Here is a 21,108-nt window from a genome sequence, read left to right on the forward strand (position 1 = left end):
TGATGAAGGGCGAAAACATACACGTCAAACTCGGCCGTAAGGAGATTCTCCACGGCGTGGACTTTGACGCAGAACCCGGAAAAGTCACAGCCATCATCGGCCCGAATGGCTCGGGGAAATCTACGTTACTCAAAGCCTTATCAGGCGAACTTGAATCTTGTGGAGAGATTTCTCTAAACGGGCACAGCATTTCCGAGCTGAAGCCTTGGCAACTGGCTGCAATGCGCGGGGTTCTACCGCAATCGTCAACCGTTGCCTTTCCCTTCACTGTGCTCGAGATCGTCCGACTGGGCCTTGCAAACGGGCTAGCTGCAGCGGATGACAGCCTGCCTTCCCGCGCGCTGGCTCATGTCGACCTCGCTGGGTTTGAGCACCGGTCTTACCAGAACCTTTCGGGTGGTGAGCAGCAACGAGTTCAGCTTGCCCGCGTTCTGACCCAAGTCTGGGACGCAACATACCACGATCGGCCCAGATGGCTGTTGCTGGACGAACCCGTTGCAAGCCTGGACATCGCACATCAGTTCACTGTGCTGGGCGTCGCACGAAACTTCGCCACACAAGGCGGCGGCGTTGTTGTGGTGATGCATGACCTGAACCTGACGGCGCTGTTTGCCGATTATGTGTATGTCATGTCGGAAGGATCTGTTTGGGGCTCAGGCACACCAACTGCGATCCTGAACGACCAGACGATGCTGCAGGTCTATGGTATCGACCTGCCTATCAGCACCCTTCCTAAAGCTCAGGTTCCGTTCATCCTGCCGCAGGCCATGCGACAGGCCTTAACCGCGTAAAGGGCCCACTTGGGGCGAGCAGTATTTCCGCCTGCCCTAATCACGCAGCGAAACTAGACGCCGTAACGGCTCAGTATCATCTCGACGCTGCTGTCTATAGTCGCGGTCATTTCGACTTCGGTCAGAACGTTGCCAGAGAAAACCATCGGCCAGAAAGCTCTGGACTTGATCAGGCCGATGAATTCCTGTCCCGCCTGTTCGGGGTTTTCGATCCGTAACTGCCCGTCTTCGGCTGCATCCCTCAGCATCTCGATAAAGATCGCTGTTTTGTCCAGTTTGCCTTGCGCAGCGGCAGCCAGATCAGGGTTGCGCAGAGTTTCGCTGATCACCATCCGTGCCATCGCCATCACTTCGGGCAGCATCAGAATGCGCCCCTCGGCCCAGGCCAGATCGGTTAGCTGCTTACGAATGTCGCGCCCTTTTTCATAGCGGATATCCCGAACGGCCGCGAACCGGTTAGACAGTTCCAACACGATGGATCTAAACAAGTTTTCCTTGCTTTCAAAGTACTTGTAAAGCGTGCGCTTGGACACCTCGGCCTGCGCTGAAATACGGTCCATGCTGGCGGCGGCGAACCCCTTTTCTTGGAATTCCGCTACCGCCGCTTCGATGATCTGGGCATGTTTGGACGCATTCGGCGCTGTGCATTCGTTCATATTTTAAAGCTATAGACCCATTGACAGATCAAGGTCAAACACTACGTAAACTCACCAGTTTACACGCGCGGGTTTCTGGCCTAATGTAAACCCGCCAGTTTACCGACTCAGGTAACCAGCCCAACACGGAGAGCCCCCTCATGGCATTGACTTTGAAACTGAACGGCGAGACCCACACGGTCGACGCCGAACCCGGCACGCCCCTGCTCTGGGTGATCCGGGATGAACTTAAGCTGACCGGAACAAAATTCGGCTGCGGCGTCGCATCCTGTGGCGCGTGCACCGTGCATCTGAACGGCGAGCCTGTGCGCTCGTGCCAGACTTATATCGAAGATGTCGAAGATGCCGAGATCACTACAATCGAGGCGGTTGGAAACGACAAAATCGGCGCGGCTGTTCAGCAAGCCTGGGTCGAGCTGGACGTGGTCCAGTGCGGCTATTGCCAGTCGGGTCAGGTGATGTCGGCGGTTGGACTATTGTCCGAAAACCCCAAACCCAGCATCGAAGAGATTGACGATTACATGCATGGCAACGCCTGCCGTTGCGCCACCTATCAACGCATTCGCGCCGGCATCCAGCGCGCATCTGAAATTTTGGAGGCCTGATCCATGACCATCAACACCTCCCGCCGTGGATTTCTGAAAGGTGCCGCTGCTGCCGGTGCCGTCCTGCTGGTTGGCGCACGCCCTGATGGGGCGCTGGCGGCTGCTTCGTCAGAGACCGCTCAATTCAACCCGTTCGTGAAGATCGATGCAGATGGCACTGTAACAGCCATCGTAAAACACTTTGAAAAGGGCCAAGGTCCAGCAACCGGTCTGCCGACGCTGATCGCCGAGGAAATCGGCCTGACCATGGACCAGATCGAATACGAATTCGCGCCGTCCAACCCGCAAGTCTATAACAACCTGCTGTTCGGTCCCTTTCAGGGCACTGGCGGATCAACCGCAATGGCGAATTCGTGGATGCAATACCGTCAGGCAGGTGCGGCAGCGCGTGAGATGCTGATCAATGCCGCCGCGCAAAGCTGGGGCGTGGACGCATCCGGCATCACCATTGAGGAAGGTATCGTCAAGGCAGGCGACAAATCGGCCCCAATCGCTGAATTCGTGGCCGCGGCCTCTCAACTGGAGGCCCCGGCTGAGCCGCGCCTAAAAGACCCGTCAGAGTTCCGCCTGATCGGCAACGAGACGGTGCGCCGCAAGGATTCGGCAATCAAAGGCAACGGTCAGGCAATGTACGCGATGGACGTCCATCTGCCGAACCAGATGGTCGCCATGATCAAACGGCCCGAATCGAAGGGTGGCATCGCAAGCGGCTTTGACGACAGCGCGTCAAAAGAGGTCAAAGGCTATATCAGTGCCGCCATCCTGCCCAATCAGGCTGGTGTCGCTGTCTATGCCGAAAACACCTGGGCTGCCATTCAGGCGCGTGACGCGCTTGAGGTAGACTGGGACATGTCCGGATCTGAGACCCGCGACTCGGACCAGATCAAGGCCGAAATCATGGCCGCTCTGGACGCCGAAGCCACGTATAACGTGAACAAGGCGGATGTCGCAGCGGTGTCGGCGGCCATTGATGACGCGGACACGGTCGTTGAAAAGACCTTCTATTTCCCGCTTTTGGCACATGCCCCGATGGAACCGTTGAACTGCACCATCGAGCAAACTGCCGAAGGTGACATTGTCCTGCACGATGGTGCCCAGATGCCGACCGGCCCGCATATGGCCTATCAGCAGATCTTCCAACTGCCGCCAGAAAAGATTCACATCAAAACAATGCTGGCCGGCGGATCCTTTGGACGGCGGGCGACGCCAGATGCGGATTATCAGGTTGAGGCTGCGCTGGCCTTTGTGGTCACCGACCGCTCGCGCCCGGTCAAACTGGTGTGGACACGCGAAGATGATATCCGCAGCGGTTACTACCGCCCCGCCTTCGGCCACAGGGTTCGCGTTGGCCTGGACGCCGATGGCAAAATCGTCGGCTGGCAGCATCAGGTCGCCGGTCAGTCGGTCATCAAGGGCACACCGTTTGAGGCCGTCGCGGTACATGACGGCGTCGACCACAGCTCTGTCGAGGGCATTGCCGACAGCCCGTATGACATCCCCGGAATGGCCTTGGGTTTAACCGACACCCCCAAGGCAACAACGGTTCTTTGGTGGCGCTCGGTGGGGCACACGCACACCGGGTATGTCATGGAGACAATGATGGATACCGTGGCCGAGGCTGCGGGTCGTGACCCGGTAGAATTCCGTCTGTCCCATCTGGCGGACACCAATAATGCGGATCAGCAACGCAAGGCAGAAGTTCTGAAGCTGGCTGTTGAGAAGGCCGGTTGGGGTAATGCTCCTGCGGGTCGCGCACAAGGTATCGCGGTGCACAAGTCCTTTGGGTCTTATGCCGCACAGGTTGTTGAGGTGTCCGGTGATCCGGAAAACGGCATCAAGATCGAGAAGGTCACATGCGCCGTGGATTGCGGGATTGCCGTGAACCCCGACGTGGTGCGCGCGCAGATGGAAGGCGGTATCGGATATGGTATCGGCCACGTCATGCGTGATCAGATCACGCTGACCCAAGGCGCGGTGGACCAGTACAACTTCCCTGATTATGAACCGCTGCGCATCGGCGATATTGCCGAGATTGACGTTCATATCGTGCCTTCCGCCGAAGCCCCCACTGGTGTTGGAGAACCCGGCACACCGCCTTCGGCCCCCGCGCTGGCCAATGCGATCCGGGCGCTTTCCGGCGTGAAAGTCACCACTCTGCCGATGGTGGAAAACGGCGTCAGCTTCGTCTAACGGTCAACCCCGCGCCTGTCCCACTGGACAAGCGCGGGGTTTTTCTCAGTCAAAGAAAATTTGATCAAATTTCGTGACAACAGGTCACTCCTCTATTACACCTCGGGTAGCCAGAGTAATGGAGTCAGTGATGGATCTGAGCGCCCTGCACAGTTTTCGCGTTGCCGCATGTGACCTGAATGGTCAGATGCGAGGCAAGCGTGTGCCGCCCTCTTACGCCGACAAGCTGGACAAAGGCACGCTGCGCATGCCGTTTTCAGCGTTGAATGTCGACCTGTGGGGCGCGGATATCGACGGCAGCCCGCTGGTATTCGAATCCGGTGACGCAGATGGTGTCTTGCTTCCGACCGAGCGCGGCCCAGTGCCAGTGCCTTGGCTGGAAACGGAAACCGCCCTGGTCCCCATGTGCCTGTATGACGACGAAGGCACCCCGTTTGCTGGCGACCCCAGGCATGCACTTGCCTCTGTTCTTGATCGCTATGCACAGCGTGGCTGGTCGGTCATTGCGGCGACAGAGCTGGAGTTCACCTTGCTAGACGCCTCGGGTGCGCATCCGCAGCCGCCGGTCAATCCCGTGACCCAGCGACGACTGGAGGATGAGGCAGTCCTGTCGATGGCAGAAATGGATGCCTTCGATGCGTTCTTCACCGACCTTTATGACGGGTGCGCTGCGATGGGAGTTCCCGCGCAAACCGCCATCTCGGAAAGCGGTATTGGCCAGTTCGAAATCAACCTGAATCACCAAAACGCCATGCGCTGTGCCGATGATACATGGCTTTTCAAGGCCTTGGCGCGTGGCCTTGCCCGTAAACACGGGTTCACCGCAACCTTCATGGCGAAACCCTACGCCGATGACGCTGGCAACGGGATGCATGTCCATTTCTCGGTCGTGGATCAACAGGGCCGCAACGTGTTTGACAACGGTGGACCCGAAGGCACCGATTTTCTTCGGTGGGCGGTGGCGGGATGCCTGACGGCGATGCCCGGATGTACGCTTGTCTTTGCACCGCACGGGAATTCATACACGCGTCTGGTCCCGGGCGCGCACGCCCCAACCGGTGCGTGTTGGGCCTATGAGAACCGCACTGCGGCTGTGCGTATTCCCGGTGGCGCGCCGGTCGCGCGACGGATCGAACACCGCGTCGCCGGTGGGGACATCAACCCCTATCTGATGTTGGCCGCTGTTCTGGGGGGCGCCATGAACGGCATCGAAGATCAGTCGGAACCGCCTGCCCCTATTACGGGCAATGCCTATGAAGTCGACGGGCTGCCGCAATTGGCTGCCGACTGGACCCAAGCCATTACAGCCTTTGAAACAGACCCCAATGTCGCGCGCATCTTTCCGGCCGACCTGATCCGCTATTTCGCCATGACCAAGCGACAGGAAATCAGGCGGTTCGCCGAGCGTCCATCCGAAAACCATTGGCTGAGTTATGTCGAAGCCGTATGAGCCCTCTTGCCCGCCCGCATCCGCTGGGCTAGAATAAATTTGATCAAATTTGGTGACCCATGAAAATCGGCATCCTACTGACCGGCCATCCACCTGATGAACTGCAGGACCAATTCAGCGAATATGACGCGATGTTCGCCGCGCTGCTGGACGGCAACGGTTTTACCTACGAAACCTTCGCCGTTGTAGACGGCCAATTTCCCAAGGACGCGTTTCATGCTGATGGCTGGATCATCACCGGCTCGCGCCATGGCGCGTATGAGGATCATGCGTGGATACCACCGCTCGAGGATCTAATCCGCGCCATTCAACGCAGCGGTCGCCCGCTGATCGGTGTGTGCTTTGGCCACCAGATCATCGCGCAGGCGCTTGGTGGCAAAGTCGAAAAGTTTACCGGTGGCTGGGCCGTGGGGCGCACCGAATATGACTTGGAAGGCCAATCCGTCACCCTGAATGCCTGGCATCAGGATCAGGTTGTTGAATTGCCCGAAGGCGCACGTGTGATCGGCGCCAACGACTTTTGCCGCAATGCGATGGTAAGTTATGGCGACAACATCTGGACCGTGCAGGCCCACCCGGAATACGGCGATGCCTTTATCCAGGGCCTGATGGAAACACGCGGCAAGGGCGTTGTTCCCGACCCGTTGATGGAAGCTGCCGCCAAACGCCTGCCTAGCCCCGACGACAACGCGACCATCGGACGGCACATGGCAGAATTTCTGAAGAAAGAGAGGGCCTGATGGCCGACTGGACAGACCAGCTGCCAGAAGCAGCAAAAACCTATATCTCCGGCCACCGGCTGGATGAGGTCGAATGCATCATCTCGGACCTGCCGGGCATTGCGCGCGGCAAGGCCGTACCTGCCAGCAAGTTCGCGCGGCAGACTTATTTCCACCTGCCCGACAGCATCTTTTATCAAACCATCACCGGCGATTGGGGCGAAGCAGCGGGTGAGGACGGGTTTATCGAACGGGATATGATCCTGAAACCTGATTTCTCTACCGTATCTGCCGCGCCGTGGACGGGTGACTGGACATTGCAGGTTATTCACGACGCCTACGACCGGGATGGTGAGCCGATCCCCTTCAGCCCGCGTAACGTGTTGAAGCGTGTTGTGCAGCTGTATCACGACAAAGGCTGGGACCCCATCGTCGCGCCCGAGATGGAGTTCTTTCTGGTCGCCCCCAATGTCGACCCGGCGCATGGAATCAAACCCATGATGGGCCGTTCGGGCCGCCCCGCGGCCGCGCGGCAGGCCTATTCGATGACCGCGGTGGACGAGTTCGGACCTGTAATCGACGACATCTATGATTTCGCGGAGCATCAAGGGTTCGAGATTGACGGCATCACGCAGGAAGGCGGCGCGGGTCAGCTAGAGATTAACCTGCGCCATGGCGACCCGGTCAAACTGGCCGACGAAGTGTTCTACTTCAAACGTCTGATCCGCGAGGCCGCGCTGCGCCACAACTGCTTTGCCACGTTCATGGCAAAACCGATCGAGGATGAGCCGGGCTCAGCGATGCACATCCACCACTCGATTATAGACATGGAAACAGGCCAGAACATCTTTTCCGGTCCACAGGGCGGTGAAACGGACGCGTTCTACAATTTCATCGCCGGGCTGCAGAACCACCTGCCAGCTGGCCTGGCCGTGATGGCCCCATACGTTAATTCCTACCGCCGTTATGTGAAAGATCACGCCGCGCCGATCAATCTGGAATGGGCGCGCGACAACCGTACCACCGGCATTCGCGTGCCCCTGTCCGGCCCCGAGGCACGCCGCGTCGAAAACCGGATCGCAGGGATGGATTGCAACCCTTATCTGGGCATCGCGCTGTCCCTGGCCTGTGGTTATCTGGGCCTGACCCGGCAAGAACGCCCGCGCCGCCAATTCTATGGTGATGCCTATGAGGGCGAAGGTGACATCCCGCAAGTGATGGGCAACGCATTGGACCTGTTTGATGAGGCTACTGCCTTGCACGAAGTTCTGGGCCCTGAGTTCGCCCGCGTCTATGGCATCGTCAAACGGGCCGAATACGAGGAATTCCTGCAGGTCATCTCTCCGTGGGAGCGCGAGCATCTGCTGATGAATGTCTGAGGCACCCGATGAACCTGCTTTATTCCAATGACCGCAAGGCCGAGTATCCGGCCAGCTGGTACGCTGCGACGGCCAATCCGGTGGATCGCTTCCCCGCGCTGTCCGGCGATGTGAAGGCTGATGTTTGCATCGTGGGCGGCGGGTATACCGGCCTGTCCGCCGCGTTACATCTGGCCGAAGCAGGGTTCGACGTTGTCCTGCTCGAGGCGCACCGCGTTGGCTTTGGGGCATCAGGTCGCAATGGCGGGCAACTGGGCAGCGCACAGCGTATGGATCAGGAAGACCTCGAGCGACTGGTCGGTGATGATGACGCCGCCAAGCTGTGGGATCTGGCCGAAGACGCAAAAGATCTGGTCAAATCCCTGATCGCGAAACACCAGATCGACTGTGACCTGAAACCGGGCGTGGCCGTTCTGGGGCTCAGCAGCGGTGAGCAGCAAGAGCTTCATGACCACGCTGCGCACCTGTCCGACCGGTATGGTTATGACCAGATGGAGGTTCTGGACGAAGGCGCAGGTCAGGCATTGTGTCCTTCGCCCTCTTATCGGGGCGGCTATCTGGATATGGGCGCGGCGCATCTGCACCCGCTGAATTTTGCGTTGGGGCTGGCTCAGGCAGCGGCAAAAGCAGGCGTACGCATCTGTGAAAGCACCGAGGTTCTGGGCGTCGAAGAAACCACACCAGCCGTTGTGAAATCCGCACACGGCAAGGTGACGGCAGACCACGTCATTCTGGCCTGCAACGGATATCTCGGCGATCTGAACCGCAAGGTGGCCACCAAGGTCATGCCCATCAACAACTTCATCGCCGCGACCGAGCCTTTGGGCGTGGATGCCGCCCGCGTCCTGACAAAAGACGTCGCCGTGGCCGACACCAAGTTCGTGGTGAATTACTTTCGCCTCAGCGCCGATGGTCGCCTGCTGTTTGGCGGCGGCGAAAGCTATGGTTATCGCTTTCCCGGCGATATTGCGGCAACGGTGCGCAAACCCATGACCGAGATCTTTCCGCACTTACAAGATGTAAAGATCGACTACGCTTGGGGCGGCACTCTGGCCATCACAATGCGCCGAATGCCGTATCTGGCGCGGATCGCGCCCAATATCCTATCCGCGTCGGGTTATTCCGGGCACGGGGTCGGCACGGCCACGCATGCGGGTCAACTGATGGCGCTGGCCATCCAGGGGCAAGCCGAAGGGTTTAACACAATGGCCCGCGTCCCCGCCCTGCCCTTTCCCGGAGGGCCCGCGCTGCGTAGCCCGCTGCTGGTGCTTGCGATGACATGGTTTGCGTTGCGGGACCGGTTGGGAGTGTGACGCTAAGGCGCTTGCTTGAACTCTCTCAAAACGCGGAACCCCGCCAAAGTCGATCGGGTATCCCGCAAGGCTCTCCCCCGATTGGCAACACGAGAAGCGTCCATGGCAAAGGGATATGCTCCGCCTCGGCTCACTATTTTCGCGCACGGCGTTTCGAGAGCCATTTCCAGATAGCGGCTGGATGTGTCCCACCCCGCATACTTGTCGGTCCAGCAGGACATCGTGCGTTCGATCACATTGCCCGACATGTGGCGCAGTCCCCACGCATTAGCGGCGTCCAGTTGGTCTACAGGTACAGGCTTGCCGCGCGAAACAAGGTCAGGCCGCTCTTCGCCCAGCATGATTTCGGTCGCGCTGCCCAGAAAATTCACCTGATCCGTGGTGACTTCTTCGCCCTGCGCAAAGGGTGTCTGCGTTCCGGCGCGGGCGGCGTATTCCCACTCTGCCTCAGTCGGCAGGCGGTAGACGTCCATCCCAACCTTGCTGTTTAGCCAATCGATATAGGCAATCGCATCCAGATAAGAGACCGTGATAACGGGATGGTTGCCCCTGACCTTTGCGCGCTTGGTTTTGGGGAGGCGAATAAAGTCCTGCGGCTCGTACCCGCCGCAGCCGCCATCGTGCACACAGGTCATCCATTGGTCATGGGTTATCTCATTGCGGCCCATGGCAACAGGCAGATCAACCGTAACCTTGTGCACCGGCCCCTCATGAAAGGCGATATAAGGGTTGTCGGGCGTGACGGGAATCCAGTTGCCAGCTTCATCAAACTTGACGTTCTGCTTGGACTCTCCCGGAGGCCCACCCATCAGAAACTCGCCCAAAGGCAGCACGATCATCTCAGGGCAAACATCGCATTCCTGAAACATCTCGAGCGGCGCGACGTCGGTTCCATCCGAGAGAACATATTGGGCGTGTGCGACTGTTGCGAACGAGGATATCGCCAACAGCCATGTCAAAAGTCTGAATATCAAATCTGTGGTCCAACCCGTGAATAACAAAAGCAGAGTTGAACCAATCGCACCTTACTTTCGCGTCGGCTGCAAGACCAAAAGCTGGCCGGTCGAAGCTCCGTAATCCCTCAGAGCATCCGAATTTGACAGATCGGTGAAATTTCGCCCCATGGGCGATTGAAGGGTTGGATTGCTGAAAAAATAGCTTTATCTTTCCCAAAGATAGAATTTGGGAAAATCAAATATGACGCTTCCGCCAAACGTTCATGCCGCCGAACCCATCCCCCCAGCAGCAAAAGAAGCCATCGACGCCCTGATGCAGTCAGGCGATCTGTTTCGCTATACCGCGCCGCAGGACGCGCCGGTTGCCTTGCTTGAGGCCGAATTTGCCAAATTGCTGGGCAGTAAATATGCCCTGGCGGTATCCTCCTGCTCGGCCGCTCTGTTCCTGTCCCTCAAAGCGTTCGGCCTGCCGCGGGATGCGCGGGTATTGATCCCCGGCTTCACCTTCGCCGCCGTTCCGTCTTCGGTCGTGCATGCAGACTGCATTCCGGTGCTGTGCGAAGTCGGTGAAAATTATCGCATCGACATGGCCGATTTCGAGGCCAAGCTGGACGGCGTTCAGGCCGTGATCATCAGCCATATGCGCGGCCACACCTCGGACATGGATGCCATCATGGCGCTGTGTGACGCACGCGACATCCCTGTGATCGAGGACGCGGCGCACTCGCTAGGCACAACTTGGCACGGGCGCAATATTGGCACGATCGGCAAGATCGGCTGTTTCTCGTTCCAGTCCTACAAGATGATTAACGCGGGCGAAGGCGGTATTCTGATCACCGACGACGCCGATCTGGTGGCGCAAGCCGTGATCATGTCGGGCGCGTATGAACATAACTGGAAGAAGCATAAGGGACCGCAAGGCGACAACTCGCCCGAGTTGGAGCAGGCATTTGCCCGCTGGCAGAACCAATTGCCGCTCTATAACTTGCGGATGAGCAATCTCAGCGCTGCAGTAATCCGGCCACAAATCCCGGAACTTGCGCGTCGTGTGCGTGACGGCCTGTCCAACCACGACTATGTTGCAGACCGGTTGAATACATCGCCCCATATCGACGTCCCTGCCCCTCTGGAGCCCGAACGCCGGGCACCGGATTCCATACAGTTCAACCTGGTGGATATGGACGACAACGATATCCGCGCCTTCGCTGCGGCGACTGAGGCGCGTGGCGTCAAGGTTCAGGTCTTTGGCCTGAGTCAGGATAACGCACGCGCATTCTGGAACTGGCAATTCCTGCCGGAAAAGTTCGAGCTACCGCAAACCCGCGCAATGCTTATGAAGGCCTGCGATGTCCGACTGCCTGTGCGCCTGACGCGCGAAGAGCTGGATGTGATTTCGGATATCCTGCTGGCGTCTGTGGGCGAGGTTACAGGCCCGGTTCCGGTGTACGGAACCTGACGGCGACTAGGGTCCAAGGTCAAACAGATCGACCGGCAAAAACAGCGCTGTGATCCCCTTGGGGGTTGCGGCCACGCGGGATAGGATTCCGACAACCTGCAATCCAGTGTCCATCTCGACCAACAAAGGCGCACCAGAATCCCCCATCATGACAGGACATGTCGCCAGCAAAACCCCGCTTGAATGGCGGCGCGGCTGGCAGGTCTTTGTTTTGCTCAGCACATGGGGCCGGATACCGGGATACCCCGCAACAAACGTGCTAGTGGCGCTATCATCCGCCAGGGGTAGATAACCGACCTGCTGCCCAATCTGTGCACTGAGTTCCAGAACCGCCCAATCCAAGTTTGATCTGTCATCAAACCGGCCTTCAACGCCCTGTTCAGGATGAACCCGATACGCTTTCACTCCTGAAACCGCAGCGGCTTCTCCGCGCTGATAACCGGCGGCAAAACGGATGCTTGAGGGTGGAATCCACCGCTGACGCGGTGTGTTGTACAGGCAATGCGCCGCAGTCAGGACAAGATTGTCCGAAACAAGAACCCCGGTGCAATGGGACTTCTGATCCCGACTGGCAAAATTAACACGTCCAATCGCGCGCCACGGTGGCTGATCGGCCGCCAGAATTTCGCGTGCACGAATCGCATCACATCCGGCTGCGGCCCGTGTCCCCAATGTACAAATTTGGGACCACTGGTCTGAGAAAATGCCCTGCGACAACGCGGGTTGCATCCAAAGTATCGTGATACTCAGGATCAACCAGCGCATCTTTGGCCGCGTCAGTTAAGCTTGGACAGCTTTTGCTGCAGTTCCGCCAACTGTTTTTTGATGTCGTCCAAATCTTCCTTAGGCTCGGATTTGGCGTCATCGTCTTTGTCCGGGCCGGACCATCCGCCGGACAGACCACCAGTCATAGCTTTCAGGAATGCTTGCTGCTGGGCCTGCATTGCATCAAATCCCGGCATCTGAGACATCGGATTCATCGCACTCATGTTTTCCATCATCTTGCTCTGGTTTTCCCGCAGCATCTCGAATGAGCTTTGCAGGAATTGCGGCATCACACCGCCACCCGGCAGCATGTAGCTGCGCACCAGATCGTTCAGCACGTTGACCGGCAGCACATTTTCGCCGCGGCTTTCGTGTTCAGCAATAATTTGCAGCAGATATTGCCGCGTCAGATCATCACCAGATTTAAGGTCAATGATCTGCACTTCGCGCCCGTCCCGAATAAATGACGCGATATCTTCAAGTGTGACGTAGTCGCTGGTCTCGGTGTTATACAGCCGACGGCTGGCATAACGTTTGATCAACAGTGGTTTTTCTTGTTCCGACACCGTTTACCCTCCCCAAGGATGATGCATTGCAGCAGAGATTATGCGAGCGCAGCACAAAAAGAAAGGGCAGGTCTTTCGACCTGCCCTGCGCGATAGCACCGATTGGGAGGAGTGGGTGCGCCTCGCGGCGTTTGCTTACTTGGCGGCAGTTGCTTTCTTGGCAGCTGCGGTCACGTCGTTGGTGGCTTTTTTGACAGCCGCGGTTGTGTCTTCGGCGACGTCTTTGCCAGCCGCCATCAGCAGCTCAACGGTTTCGGACTGAACTTTTTTCGCGATCTCTGCGAAGGCCGCCATGTTTTCAGCTGCAACTTCAGCCGATGCACTGGCGAAGTCGGTGGCCGCTTTGGCGTAGTCTGCAGGCTCTGCCTTGGCTTTCGACATCTCGGTCAGCTTGGCCAGGGTGTCCTTGGTCCATTTGTTCGAGATCTCAGCCGACTTTTCAGCCGCTTCCAGTGCAACACCCGACAGCTTTTCGTTCAGCGTCGCGGTCGATTTGAAAGCACCTTCCAGAGCGGTGGTGTCAACAGGGAACGCGCCCATAACGTCTTTCAGGGTCGCGGTGAAGTCTTGCGTCTTTGCCATGTCTAAAATCCTTTTGCCGAACCGGGCCCACCCCGGTTTTCTTCAGCTTGAGGACAATATGGTTGCCGCAGCGCAGCATTGCAAGATTTTTCTTGCTGCGCTGCGGCATATTTCTGCAAGGCGCATTGAAATCAAATACTTGCCTTGACCCGCACATAGGTCCCAGGCGCCGGAGCCAGGGCAGGATGGGCCGAATCGCCGGTCGCACGCGCGGGCACCTGTTTACCCGACCGCTTCTTCAGCCAGGCCTCCCACCGGGGCCACCAAGAGCCTTCGTGATACGCGGCCTCTTTCAACCAGGTCTCCGGATCTGCCTTCAGGTCGGTGTTTGTGTAGTGACCGTATTTCTTTTTGCTGGGCGGGTTCACGATGCCCGCAATATGCCCCGACTCCGAGACGATGAAGGTCTTCGACCGCGACCCCATCTGCTGCACCCCGCGATAACACGCCTTCCAGGCTGCGATGTGATCGGTCTCGCAAGTGATCGCCATCAGAGGCACGTCTACGTCGTGCACGTGCAGCTTATGCCCCAGCAATTCGAACCCGTCGGTGACGAAGTCATTACGTTGGCATAGGCCGCGCAAGTACTGCACCGCCATGCGGCCCGGCAGATTGGCCCCGTCCCCGTTCCAAAACAGCAGATCAAACGCGGGGGGCGTTTCGCCCATCATATAACTGCGGATCGCAGGCCCATAGATCAGGTCCTTTGAGCGCAGAAACGACATCGTGCGCCCAATGATCCACGCTTTCAGAACACCGTCCTCCGAGATCTGATCCTCGATCCCATCCACAAAGTCGTTCTGCAGGAAAGGCGTGAACTCTCCCTGATCGCCAAAGTCGGTCAGGGCCGTGAAGAACGTGGCCGACTTAATCGACTTGTCGCCGCGCTGCTTGAGCAGCGACAGCGTCAAGCTGAGCGTGGTGCCCGCGATGCAGTAACCGACAGCGTTGACCTGTTTGACCTTGCAGATCGCCTTAACCTCTTCGATCGCAGTCAGGAATCCGTCCTGGATATAATCCTCCATGCCGATGTCGGCATGGGATTCATCGGCGTTCACCCAGCTGACCACAAACAGGGTATAACCCTGCTCGGTCACCCATTTGATCAGGCTGTTCTGCGCCTTAAGATCCAGAATGTAGAACTTGTTGATCCACGGCGGGAACAGCACCAGCGGCGTTTCATGCACCGTCTCGGTCGCCGGTTTGTATTGGATCAGCTCCATCAACCGGTTGCGATAGACCACATCGCCGGGCGTCGTCGCGATATTGCCGCCCACCTCAAAGGCGCTGTCATCGGCCAGCTTCACAACCATCTCGCCATCATTGGCCTCGAGATCGGCCACCAGGTTTTCCAGACCCTGGATCAGTGACTGACCTTCCGTCTCAACCGCCTTTTCCAGCGCATCCGGGTTGGTCGCCAGAAAGTTCGTCGGAGACATCATGTCGATGATCTGCTGCGAGAAGAACGCCAGCCGTTGCTTGTCCTTCAATTCCAGATCCTCGACCGAGGCAACCGCCTGCGAAATCGCTTCGGCATTTGTCTGATACTGCTGACGGATGAATTTGAAATACGGATTGGTCTCCCACAAGGGGTTGGAAAACCGCTTGTCCCGGGGTCCGGATGCGGCCTCTTCTGCCTCGCTGCCCACCAGCGCCTGCTGCGCCTCGGCAAAGTTCATAACAGACTGACCCCAGAACTCGATCTGCTGCTCCATAAGCCGCGCGGGATTTTGCATCGCTTCAGCCCAATACGCCGATGCTGCCTTTGCATAAAGCTCTTGATTCGGACCGTCCAAAGCAGGGTTATGTCCCTTCTTTCCCGACATCGCATCAACAAGTCGCTTCGAAAGCTCCTCCACCTTGTCCATATTTTCTTTAAGCCTCTCAAGGTGTTCCGGGGATAGCTCCGGCGTCCGGTGTTCACTTGTTGTCATTTTAACAATTCCCCCTTAACCTCGCTGCTACGCAGAATAATCGTCGTGGGCTTGGGGAGCAAAGCGACGAATGGTCCGACACTCACACCGGCAGCCAGGAGGCCCCCTAAATGCGCTACATGATGACCTACGACCTTATGGAAACCATGCGCAACACGAACCAATGGATGGGGGCAACGGCCAGTGCTATGGCGTCCTACCCACTGTTCTCCATGATCCCCAACCCGGCTTTCAGCATGATGGCCGCATGGGGCGAAGTGACCGAGCGCACGTTTCAGCGCATGATCGCAAAGCCGGACTGGGGTATTCGAACGTTCACGTGTGAGGATGGCAAAGACCACCTTGTTGATATTGTTCCCGTAATGGAGCGCCCATTTGGCGACCTGATCCATATTCGCGTCAATGGACGCGAAGAACAACCCCGCAAGGTGCTGCTGGTAGCGCCAATGTCCGGCCACTACGCGACTTTGTTGCGTTCCACGGTCAAAAGCCTGCTGGTCAATTGTGAGGTTTACGTAACCGACTGGCATAATGCGCGTGATATCCCTGTTTCCGAAGGCAAGTTCGATGTCGAGGACTACACGCTGTATCTTGTCGATTTTATGAAAGAGCTGGGCCCGGACACTCATGTTGTTGCCGTTTGCCAGCCCGCTCCTCTGACGCTTGCCGCAACCGCTTATCTGGCCGAGGTCGAGCCCAAGGCCCAGCCCAACACATTGACCCTGATCGGTGGTCCGGTTGACCCTGATGCAACCCCGACCGACGTGACCGATTTCGGCCGTCGTGTGACCATGGGACAGCTGGAAGAAACAATGATCCAGCGCGTCGGCTTCAAATACAAAGGCGTCGGCCGCATGGTATACCCAGGCTTGCTGCAATTGGCGTCCTTCATGTCGATGAACGGAGATCGCCACTCCAAAGCGTTCACCGATCAGATCCAGCGCGTGATGCGAGGCGAAGCGTCCGATCACGATGCGCATAACCGCTTTTACGATGAATATCTGGCGGTCATGGACATGCCCGCCGAGTTTTACCTTTCCACGGTCGAGCGCGTGTTCAAAGACCGCGAGATCGCCCGCAATGAGTTCGTTGTCGCAGGTCACAAGGTCGATATCGGCAAAATCACCGATGTTGCGGTCAAAACGGTTGAAGGCGCAAATGATGATATCTCAGCGCCCGGCCAGTGTATTGCCGCGCTTGAACTCTGCACCGGTTTGCCGGATGCAAAAAAGGCAAGCCACGTCGAACCCGGAGCGGGTCACTATGGCATTTTTGCAGGCCGCAGCTGGCGGGATAACATCCGGCCGCTTGTGATTGACTTCATGAATGCAAATACGCGCAAACCAAAGCGTCGCGCCGCAAACAAAAACAAAGTGGCTTAAAAATCATGAGCAGGAAAGTGGCGAAAGACACCCCATTTTCCTGCTCTTGCGGTTCCCTATATGGACGGATCAGCGCCGCAGGCGTGAAACACGGCACACATGTCGTGTGCTACTGTCACGATTGCCGCGCGGCTCAGTTGTACTTTGGGCAACCCGATCCTGCCCCCGGTCCTGTTGAAATCCTGCAGATGCTTCCGGAAGAGATCCTTTTCGACGGCGGTGCCGAGCATCTCGCGCTGATGCAACTGAGCCCCAAAGGGATGATGCGCTGGTATGCCAGTTGCTGCAATGCGCCACTGGCGACCACACCAACAACGCCGAAGTTCCCATTCGCAGGTTTTATCGTTAAACGTATCCCCGACCCAAGTGGGTTGGGGCCGATCACCACGCGCGGGTTTATTCCCAAAGGCCACGGCAAACAGACCCATGAAAAGATTGGGTCGGCCGTATACGGGCTGGCGATCCGCGTCGCGAAATCGCGGATGTCAGGCAGTTGGAAGAACACACCCTTCTTCGACCCAGGTACCTTCGACCCGGTTGTTGAGCCTGTGATCCTCAGCAAATCCGAGCGTGCAGCCCTTTACCCATAAGTGGTTCGCGCAGGCATGTTTAACCAGTTCTCAAGTGCTTCATTGACAACCTGAGGCGCTTCGAGCGTTGGCAAATGCCCCGCGTCCTCAACCACATTTAGTTCCGCATTTGGGATCAGATCTGCCATAAATGCGTGCTTTCTTACTGGTGTCAGCAGGTCATGCGCCCCACACAAGACCAGCGTGGGAACCTTGATCATTCGCAGCGCACCTTGCTGATCCGGACGCCGCTGCAAAGCGCGCATCTGGCGTTCGAACACATCTGCCCCCTGATCCAATGCCATGGCAGTCACGTCACTCAGAATGGGAACGCGCCTTGGCCCAGGGGCCAACGTATCTGACCCAAGGATCTTTCGCATAACCTCTTCAAGCCGCCCGGCCTTGGCACCAACCATATACTCTTCTCGTGTCGCCGCGATCTGCGGCGTGTCGGACTGCGCATCGGTGGCCATAAGGCACAGGCGCGAAATCCGGTCGGGTGCGCGACGAATAAGTTCAAGAGCCACCACACCACCCATACTAAACCCCGCAAGCGCAAAGCGGTGTGGCAGTTGATCCAGAAGGCCCGAGGCAATTTCTTCGATCCGCTCGCCCAACGAAACCGGTGCAACCGTGACCGCGCGTTGACGAGAAAAGTGCGCGATCTGAGGGGCGAATACCCTAGAATCGCACATCAATCCGGGCAATAAAACCAGCGGCTCGATCAATCGCGGCCTCCTTCATCTCAGCTTCTTCGGCGGCTTCGTTTTTAGCAGGATGAGAGGTTTTATCGGCGTCGGCAAGTTAAACTTCACGGATAGGCAATGCCGCGAAACGTGGGAAAATCCGCATAGCGCTTTTGACGAGTTTTCAGGTCTTCGCCCGGATTTTCGCCCGCACGCAACAGGCACCCGCGCGGGGCGATGTAGCTGTCGATACGCCTTAGGGGAATTGGCCGCCACACCAGATTGAAAGCACAGAGTTTTGGGAAAAACCAAATCTCGGAATACTCCATATGATCGTGCATCCACCACGCCAGATCGCGCCAATCCCGGCCTTCCGCGTAACGATCCGCGAACCACGGAATGACAATCGACGCCCCGGCAATCCGATCATCGCCGGTGCCCCAATCCCAGATATGGCACTCCAGTGGATTATCGTTTCGGGCGCAGTTCAGCCGGTTTTCATTGCCATATTGATTCAACGACGGCGACCGATAACCAGATCGAACCGCCACGCGGCCGAACGTCTCCTCTAACGGGTCAAGTAACGTCTGGCAAAAGGCGCCGCCGGTTTCGATGGCAAGATCAGGGTTGTCGGGAAGGTTCTGTTTTTCATGGAAATTTCCGATCTCAGAATAAAGAAAATCCCGCATGAAAAAGTGCTTGGACAGGCGCACGCGGCCAAGGTTTTCAAGGCTCCACATGCTACCCGGCTTACGCATCACCCGTACCCGTTCCAACGAAACGCCCCATCAGGGGCCAGAGGTGAGAACGGGTTGAAAGCGACCTCCCAGATCGTGCCTTCGGGTGCGCGGAAATAACCGTGATGCCCGCCCCAGAACACATCCGAGGCCGGTTTAAGAACCTCGGCACCAGCGGCTTGAACCTTGCTTAAAACCAGCGCGACATCTTCCTTTGACCGGCAGTTATAGCTAAGCGTCAGCGCCCCACGGCCCAAGGTGCCCACGTCAACACCAATCTCATCGGCAAGTGCCGGCAGAGGATACAGCCCCAGCGTCTGCCCGATCAGATCAAAGGCAATCACACCGTCCGGGCTGTCGACACGTTTCCAGCCGATCTTTTCATAGAATGCAGCGGCGGTTTCAGGGTCTTCCACCCCGACAGTGATTAGGCTGACGCGCTGTTCCATCATTCGATCCCATGCTCTTTCAACCATGCCAAAATACCAGCGACCGCAGCATCAGTCTGTCCCGGAGACATCAAACGTCCGGCAATGACATGGGACGATGGGTCATCGCCCGGCCCCATCGTAACCGTATGAACACTAGCAGGTCCGCCCCAAGCTTCGGCCACCTTGTGGGTCAAGTCCGGGCGCACAACCTGATCATCGTCCGAGAACCAGAACAACGCCGGGACACGCGCCTGCGAGAAGTCCATGGCATAAACAGTTTCAACCAAGGCGGTCATAGGCACAACTGCCTCCCACGGATAAACCGACGACCAGTACTTGTTCTTCTCGGGATCCGGCCCCGAGACGTCCCGTTCTTCCCCCATGATCAATGGCAACCAGCTTCGCGCCCATGGAAGGCCCGGTATCCAGGCACCGGGCGTGTTCACACCAAAATTCGGAGAAACAAAGACCAAACCGGCTACGTTTTCTATCAGTGCATCGTCCAATGTCGCCGCCGCAGCCAGTGTTCCGCCGGTCGAGGTTGAAATCACGACGACCTGATCGCCCACTGCACGGGCGGCGGCCAACCCTTCGGCCATATCCTGCATCCAGCCCGAGGCGGTGCCTTCGGCCATCGCCTCCCCGCCGCGCCCATGACCCTGCAAGCGGGTGTAGACCAGATTGGCCCCCAACGCATCGGCGACCATGTCCGGGACAGGGCGAACTTCCTCGGACGAGGCGGAAAACCCATGCAAATACAATATGGAAACCGGGGTGCGCTGTTCCTTGAACCCGTCTTGCCAGACAACCCGTTTCTCGACACCAGCAGTGATGTCATCGAAAGCGGACTCGACGCTTTCGAAATAGACCTGCACCCCTTCGCCAAACTTGCGCGGTTCAAATGTCGGGTTCAGGTTCACTTCTTCGCGCGGACCGAACCAATAGATCAGGGCACCAGCCGCGACCAGCACCAGAAGAACACGCCCGATGGCTTTGCCCACCCCCCGGATCATTGCGCGCTCATCACTTCAAGCACGGCGTTTTCGATGATTTCCAGGCATGGCCCGTCCGAGAACCTGTGGTCTGCATCCTTGACCAAGAGCAGGCGCATATCTGAACCGGTGGCATGTTCCACCAGACGCACAGCTGTTGCAGTGGAAACAGCAGTATCTGCAGTCCCTTGCAGAAAACGTACCGGAAACTGAAGATTAATTGCATCCCGCAGAACCAACTGCTGTCTTCCGTCCTCAATCATGCGTTTCGTGATGATATAAGGCTCCATATAGTCAGAGGGTAATTCAACATACCCTTCGGTTTCCAACACCTGTTTTTGCGTGTCAGAAAACGATGCCCAGTACCCGTCTTCAGTGAAATCAGGCGCGGCGGCGATGGTCACCACACCTGCAATCCGATCCGGCATTGCCTTCGCCAGCAAAAGCGCTTGCCAGCCGCCCATCGACGACCCGACCACGATCAGTGGCCCATCGGTCAGGGCAGCTACCGCGGCCAAAGCATCCTCGTGCCAGTCGCCGATGCATCCGTCCTCAAATTTGCCCGAGCTCTCGCCATGGCCCGAGTAATCGAACCGCAGGAATGCCTGACCGCGCGCCTTGGCCCAAGCCTCAAGATGCACCGCCTTGGTGCCCTCCATGTCAGACTTCAGCCCGCCCAAAAATACAACCGTCGGCCCTGCCCCATCGCTTTTGTGATAAGCCAGCCGCCGCCCTTGTGCCGTTTCCAGAAAATCCGTCGCTGCCATGTCGCCCTCTTTCCTTTTGGGGTTCATCATGCACGGCTGCCCGGTGGCTGCAATTCCCGAATTCGAACCTCCCGCCGCGTCAGCCCCAACGCGGCTGGATGCTTGACAGGTCATGCTGCAACTGCCAAATGGATCGAACACACATAACCCGCAACCGGGCGTTCAGTGGGCGCCAAACCGAC

General features: G+C 57.8%; 21 protein-coding genes. 10 read left to right on the top strand and 11 right to left on the bottom strand.

Annotated elements, in window-relative coordinates; translation table 11 throughout:
- Positions 1 to 2: 2 nt before the first annotated feature.
- Positions 3 to 791 (top strand): heme ABC transporter ATP-binding protein, encoded by a 789-nt coding sequence (locus AC2FID_RS12435; RefSeq protein ID WP_496837071.1) that lies wholly within the window; start codon positions 3 to 5, stop codon positions 789 to 791.
- Positions 792 to 844: 53 nt separating this feature from the next.
- On the opposite strand, the gene AC2FID_RS12440 is transcribed toward AC2FID_RS12435, so the two are convergent.
- Entirely contained in the window at positions 845 to 1,447 is a 603-nt protein-coding gene (locus AC2FID_RS12440) for a TetR/AcrR family transcriptional regulator (RefSeq protein WP_058274090.1), read from the bottom strand.
- A gap of 140 nt (positions 1,448 to 1,587) precedes the next feature.
- Here AC2FID_RS12440 and AC2FID_RS12445 point away from each other — a divergent pair, with 140 nt between their 5' ends.
- From AC2FID_RS12445 to AC2FID_RS12470, 6 genes are all read left to right on the top strand, one after another.
- Positions 1,588 to 2,052, top strand: coding sequence for a (2Fe-2S)-binding protein (locus tag AC2FID_RS12445; protein ID WP_496754558.1), 465 nt, complete (start codon positions 1,588 to 1,590; stop codon positions 2,050 to 2,052).
- A 3-nt stretch (positions 2,053 to 2,055) separates the two neighbouring features.
- Positions 2,056 to 4,242, top strand: coding sequence for a xanthine dehydrogenase family protein molybdopterin-binding subunit (locus tag AC2FID_RS12450; RefSeq protein WP_496837073.1), 2,187 nt, complete (start codon positions 2,056 to 2,058; stop codon positions 4,240 to 4,242).
- A gap of 130 nt (positions 4,243 to 4,372) precedes the next feature.
- Positions 4,373 to 5,692, top strand: a complete 1,320-nt coding sequence (locus AC2FID_RS12455) for a glutamine synthetase family protein (RefSeq protein ID WP_496837075.1) — start codon at positions 4,373 to 4,375, stop codon at positions 5,690 to 5,692.
- 59 nt (positions 5,693 to 5,751) lie between these two features.
- Positions 5,752 to 6,432, top strand: coding sequence for a type 1 glutamine amidotransferase (locus tag AC2FID_RS12460; protein ID WP_496837076.1), 681 nt, complete (start codon positions 5,752 to 5,754; stop codon positions 6,430 to 6,432).
- Positions 6,432 to 7,790: a glutamine synthetase family protein gene (locus AC2FID_RS12465; protein WP_058274095.1), complete on the top strand. Its 1,359-nt coding sequence runs from the start codon at positions 6,432 to 6,434 to the stop codon at positions 7,788 to 7,790. Before AC2FID_RS12460 ends, AC2FID_RS12465 begins: the two co-directional genes overlap by 1 nt.
- A gap of 8 nt (positions 7,791 to 7,798) precedes the next feature.
- Positions 7,799 to 9,103, top strand: coding sequence for an NAD(P)/FAD-dependent oxidoreductase (locus AC2FID_RS12470; RefSeq protein ID WP_282121504.1), 1,305 nt, complete (start codon positions 7,799 to 7,801; stop codon positions 9,101 to 9,103).
- Positions 9,104 to 9,105: 2 nt separating this feature from the next.
- Here AC2FID_RS12470 and AC2FID_RS12475 read toward each other — a convergent pair whose 3' ends face one another.
- Positions 9,106 to 10,077, bottom strand: coding sequence for a formylglycine-generating enzyme family protein (locus AC2FID_RS12475; protein WP_496837078.1), 972 nt, complete (start codon positions 10,075 to 10,077; stop codon positions 9,106 to 9,108).
- A gap of 223 nt (positions 10,078 to 10,300) precedes the next feature.
- Between AC2FID_RS12475 and AC2FID_RS12480 the strand changes: the two genes are divergently transcribed.
- Positions 10,301 to 11,515, top strand: coding sequence for a DegT/DnrJ/EryC1/StrS family aminotransferase (locus AC2FID_RS12480; protein ID WP_496837080.1), 1,215 nt, complete (start codon positions 10,301 to 10,303; stop codon positions 11,513 to 11,515).
- Between the two features lie 6 nt (positions 11,516 to 11,521).
- Here AC2FID_RS12480 and AC2FID_RS12485 read toward each other — a convergent pair whose 3' ends face one another.
- The 4 genes from AC2FID_RS12485 to AC2FID_RS12500 all read right to left on the bottom strand — a co-directional run bounded on the left by AC2FID_RS12485 (position 11,522) and on the right by AC2FID_RS12500 (position 15,362).
- Positions 11,522 to 12,280, bottom strand: coding sequence for a trypsin-like serine peptidase (locus tag AC2FID_RS12485; protein WP_496837081.1), 759 nt, complete (start codon positions 12,278 to 12,280; stop codon positions 11,522 to 11,524).
- Between the two features lie 11 nt (positions 12,281 to 12,291).
- Entirely contained in the window at positions 12,292 to 12,846 is a 555-nt protein-coding gene (gene phaR / locus AC2FID_RS12490; RefSeq protein ID WP_058274099.1) for a polyhydroxyalkanoate synthesis repressor PhaR, read from the bottom strand.
- A gap of 135 nt (positions 12,847 to 12,981) precedes the next feature.
- Positions 12,982 to 13,428, bottom strand: coding sequence for a phasin family protein (locus AC2FID_RS12495; protein ID WP_058274073.1), 447 nt, complete (start codon positions 13,426 to 13,428; stop codon positions 12,982 to 12,984).
- A gap of 131 nt (positions 13,429 to 13,559) precedes the next feature.
- Positions 13,560 to 15,362 carry a PHA/PHB synthase family protein gene (locus tag AC2FID_RS12500; RefSeq protein WP_496837083.1) on the bottom strand — a complete coding sequence of 601 codons (1,803 nt, stop codon included), beginning with the start codon at positions 15,360 to 15,362 and terminating at the stop codon, positions 13,560 to 13,562.
- A 110-nt stretch (positions 15,363 to 15,472) separates the two neighbouring features.
- Between AC2FID_RS12500 and phaZ the strand changes: the two genes are divergently transcribed.
- The gene (gene phaZ / locus AC2FID_RS12505) at positions 15,473 to 16,744 is read left to right on the top strand and encodes a polyhydroxyalkanoate depolymerase (RefSeq protein WP_058274101.1); all 1,272 of its coding nucleotides are present in this window, start codon (positions 15,473 to 15,475) and stop codon (positions 16,742 to 16,744) included.
- 17 nt (positions 16,745 to 16,761) lie between these two features.
- Positions 16,762 to 17,334 carry a DUF6151 family protein gene (locus AC2FID_RS12510; protein WP_496837085.1) on the top strand — a complete coding sequence of 191 codons (573 nt, stop codon included), beginning with the start codon at positions 16,762 to 16,764 and terminating at the stop codon, positions 17,332 to 17,334.
- On the opposite strand, the gene AC2FID_RS12515 is transcribed toward AC2FID_RS12510, so the two are convergent.
- From AC2FID_RS12515 to AC2FID_RS12535, 5 genes are all read right to left on the bottom strand, one after another.
- Entirely contained in the window at positions 17,325 to 18,041 is a 717-nt protein-coding gene (locus AC2FID_RS12515; protein WP_496837087.1) for an alpha/beta fold hydrolase, read from the bottom strand. The genes AC2FID_RS12510 and AC2FID_RS12515 overlap by 10 nt on opposite strands.
- A gap of 83 nt (positions 18,042 to 18,124) precedes the next feature.
- Positions 18,125 to 18,739 (bottom strand): hypothetical protein, encoded by a 615-nt coding sequence (locus AC2FID_RS12520; protein ID WP_282169415.1) that lies wholly within the window; start codon positions 18,737 to 18,739, stop codon positions 18,125 to 18,127.
- A 17-nt stretch (positions 18,740 to 18,756) separates the two neighbouring features.
- On the bottom strand, positions 18,757 to 19,185 hold the full coding sequence (locus AC2FID_RS12525) for a VOC family protein (RefSeq protein WP_282120052.1): 429 nt from the start codon (positions 19,183 to 19,185) through the stop codon (positions 18,757 to 18,759).
- Complete coding sequence (locus AC2FID_RS12530; RefSeq protein WP_496837088.1) at positions 19,185 to 20,180, bottom strand: alpha/beta hydrolase; 996 nt, start codon at positions 20,178 to 20,180, stop codon at positions 19,185 to 19,187. The genes AC2FID_RS12525 and AC2FID_RS12530 overlap by 1 nt, the downstream gene beginning before the upstream one ends.
- A complete protein-coding gene (locus AC2FID_RS12535; RefSeq protein WP_496837193.1) occupies positions 20,177 to 20,926 on the bottom strand; it encodes an alpha/beta fold hydrolase in 750 nt (249 codons plus the stop codon). The genes AC2FID_RS12530 and AC2FID_RS12535 overlap by 4 nt, the downstream gene beginning before the upstream one ends.
- Between the last annotated feature and the right edge of the window lie 182 nt (positions 20,927 to 21,108).

The sequence above is a fragment of the Ruegeria sp. CDSC068 genome, assembly GCF_059610545.1.

Coding starts and splice junctions, on each gene's coding strand:
- AC2FID_RS12435 (WP_496837071.1), top strand. CDS start 3: ATGAAGGGCGAAAACATACACGTCAAACTCGGCCGTAAGGAGATTCTC.
- AC2FID_RS12440 (WP_058274090.1), bottom strand. CDS start 1,447: ATGAACGAATGCACAGCGCCGAATGCGTCCAAACATGCCCAGATCATC.
- AC2FID_RS12445 (WP_496754558.1), top strand. CDS start 1,588: ATGGCATTGACTTTGAAACTGAACGGCGAGACCCACACGGTCGACGCC.
- AC2FID_RS12450 (WP_496837073.1), top strand. CDS start 2,056: ATGACCATCAACACCTCCCGCCGTGGATTTCTGAAAGGTGCCGCTGCT.
- AC2FID_RS12455 (WP_496837075.1), top strand. CDS start 4,373: ATGGATCTGAGCGCCCTGCACAGTTTTCGCGTTGCCGCATGTGACCTG.
- AC2FID_RS12460 (WP_496837076.1), top strand. CDS start 5,752: ATGAAAATCGGCATCCTACTGACCGGCCATCCACCTGATGAACTGCAG.
- AC2FID_RS12465 (WP_058274095.1), top strand. CDS start 6,432: ATGGCCGACTGGACAGACCAGCTGCCAGAAGCAGCAAAAACCTATATC.
- AC2FID_RS12470 (WP_282121504.1), top strand. CDS start 7,799: ATGAACCTGCTTTATTCCAATGACCGCAAGGCCGAGTATCCGGCCAGC.
- AC2FID_RS12480 (WP_496837080.1), top strand. CDS start 10,301: ATGACGCTTCCGCCAAACGTTCATGCCGCCGAACCCATCCCCCCAGCA.
- AC2FID_RS12485 (WP_496837081.1), bottom strand. CDS start 12,280: ATGCGCTGGTTGATCCTGAGTATCACGATACTTTGGATGCAACCCGCG.
- AC2FID_RS12495 (WP_058274073.1), bottom strand. CDS start 13,428: ATGGCAAAGACGCAAGACTTCACCGCGACCCTGAAAGACGTTATGGGC.
- AC2FID_RS12500 (WP_496837083.1), bottom strand. CDS start 15,362: ATGACAACAAGTGAACACCGGACGCCGGAGCTATCCCCGGAACACCTT.
- phaZ (WP_058274101.1), top strand. CDS start 15,473: ATGCGCTACATGATGACCTACGACCTTATGGAAACCATGCGCAACACG.
- AC2FID_RS12520 (WP_282169415.1), bottom strand. CDS start 18,739: ATGTGGAGCCTTGAAAACCTTGGCCGCGTGCGCCTGTCCAAGCACTTT.
- AC2FID_RS12525 (WP_282120052.1), bottom strand. CDS start 19,185: ATGGAACAGCGCGTCAGCCTAATCACTGTCGGGGTGGAAGACCCTGAA.
- AC2FID_RS12530 (WP_496837088.1), bottom strand. CDS start 20,180: ATGATCCGGGGGGTGGGCAAAGCCATCGGGCGTGTTCTTCTGGTGCTG.
- AC2FID_RS12535 (WP_496837193.1), bottom strand. CDS start 20,926: ATGGCAGCGACGGATTTTCTGGAAACGGCACAAGGGCGGCGGCTGGCT.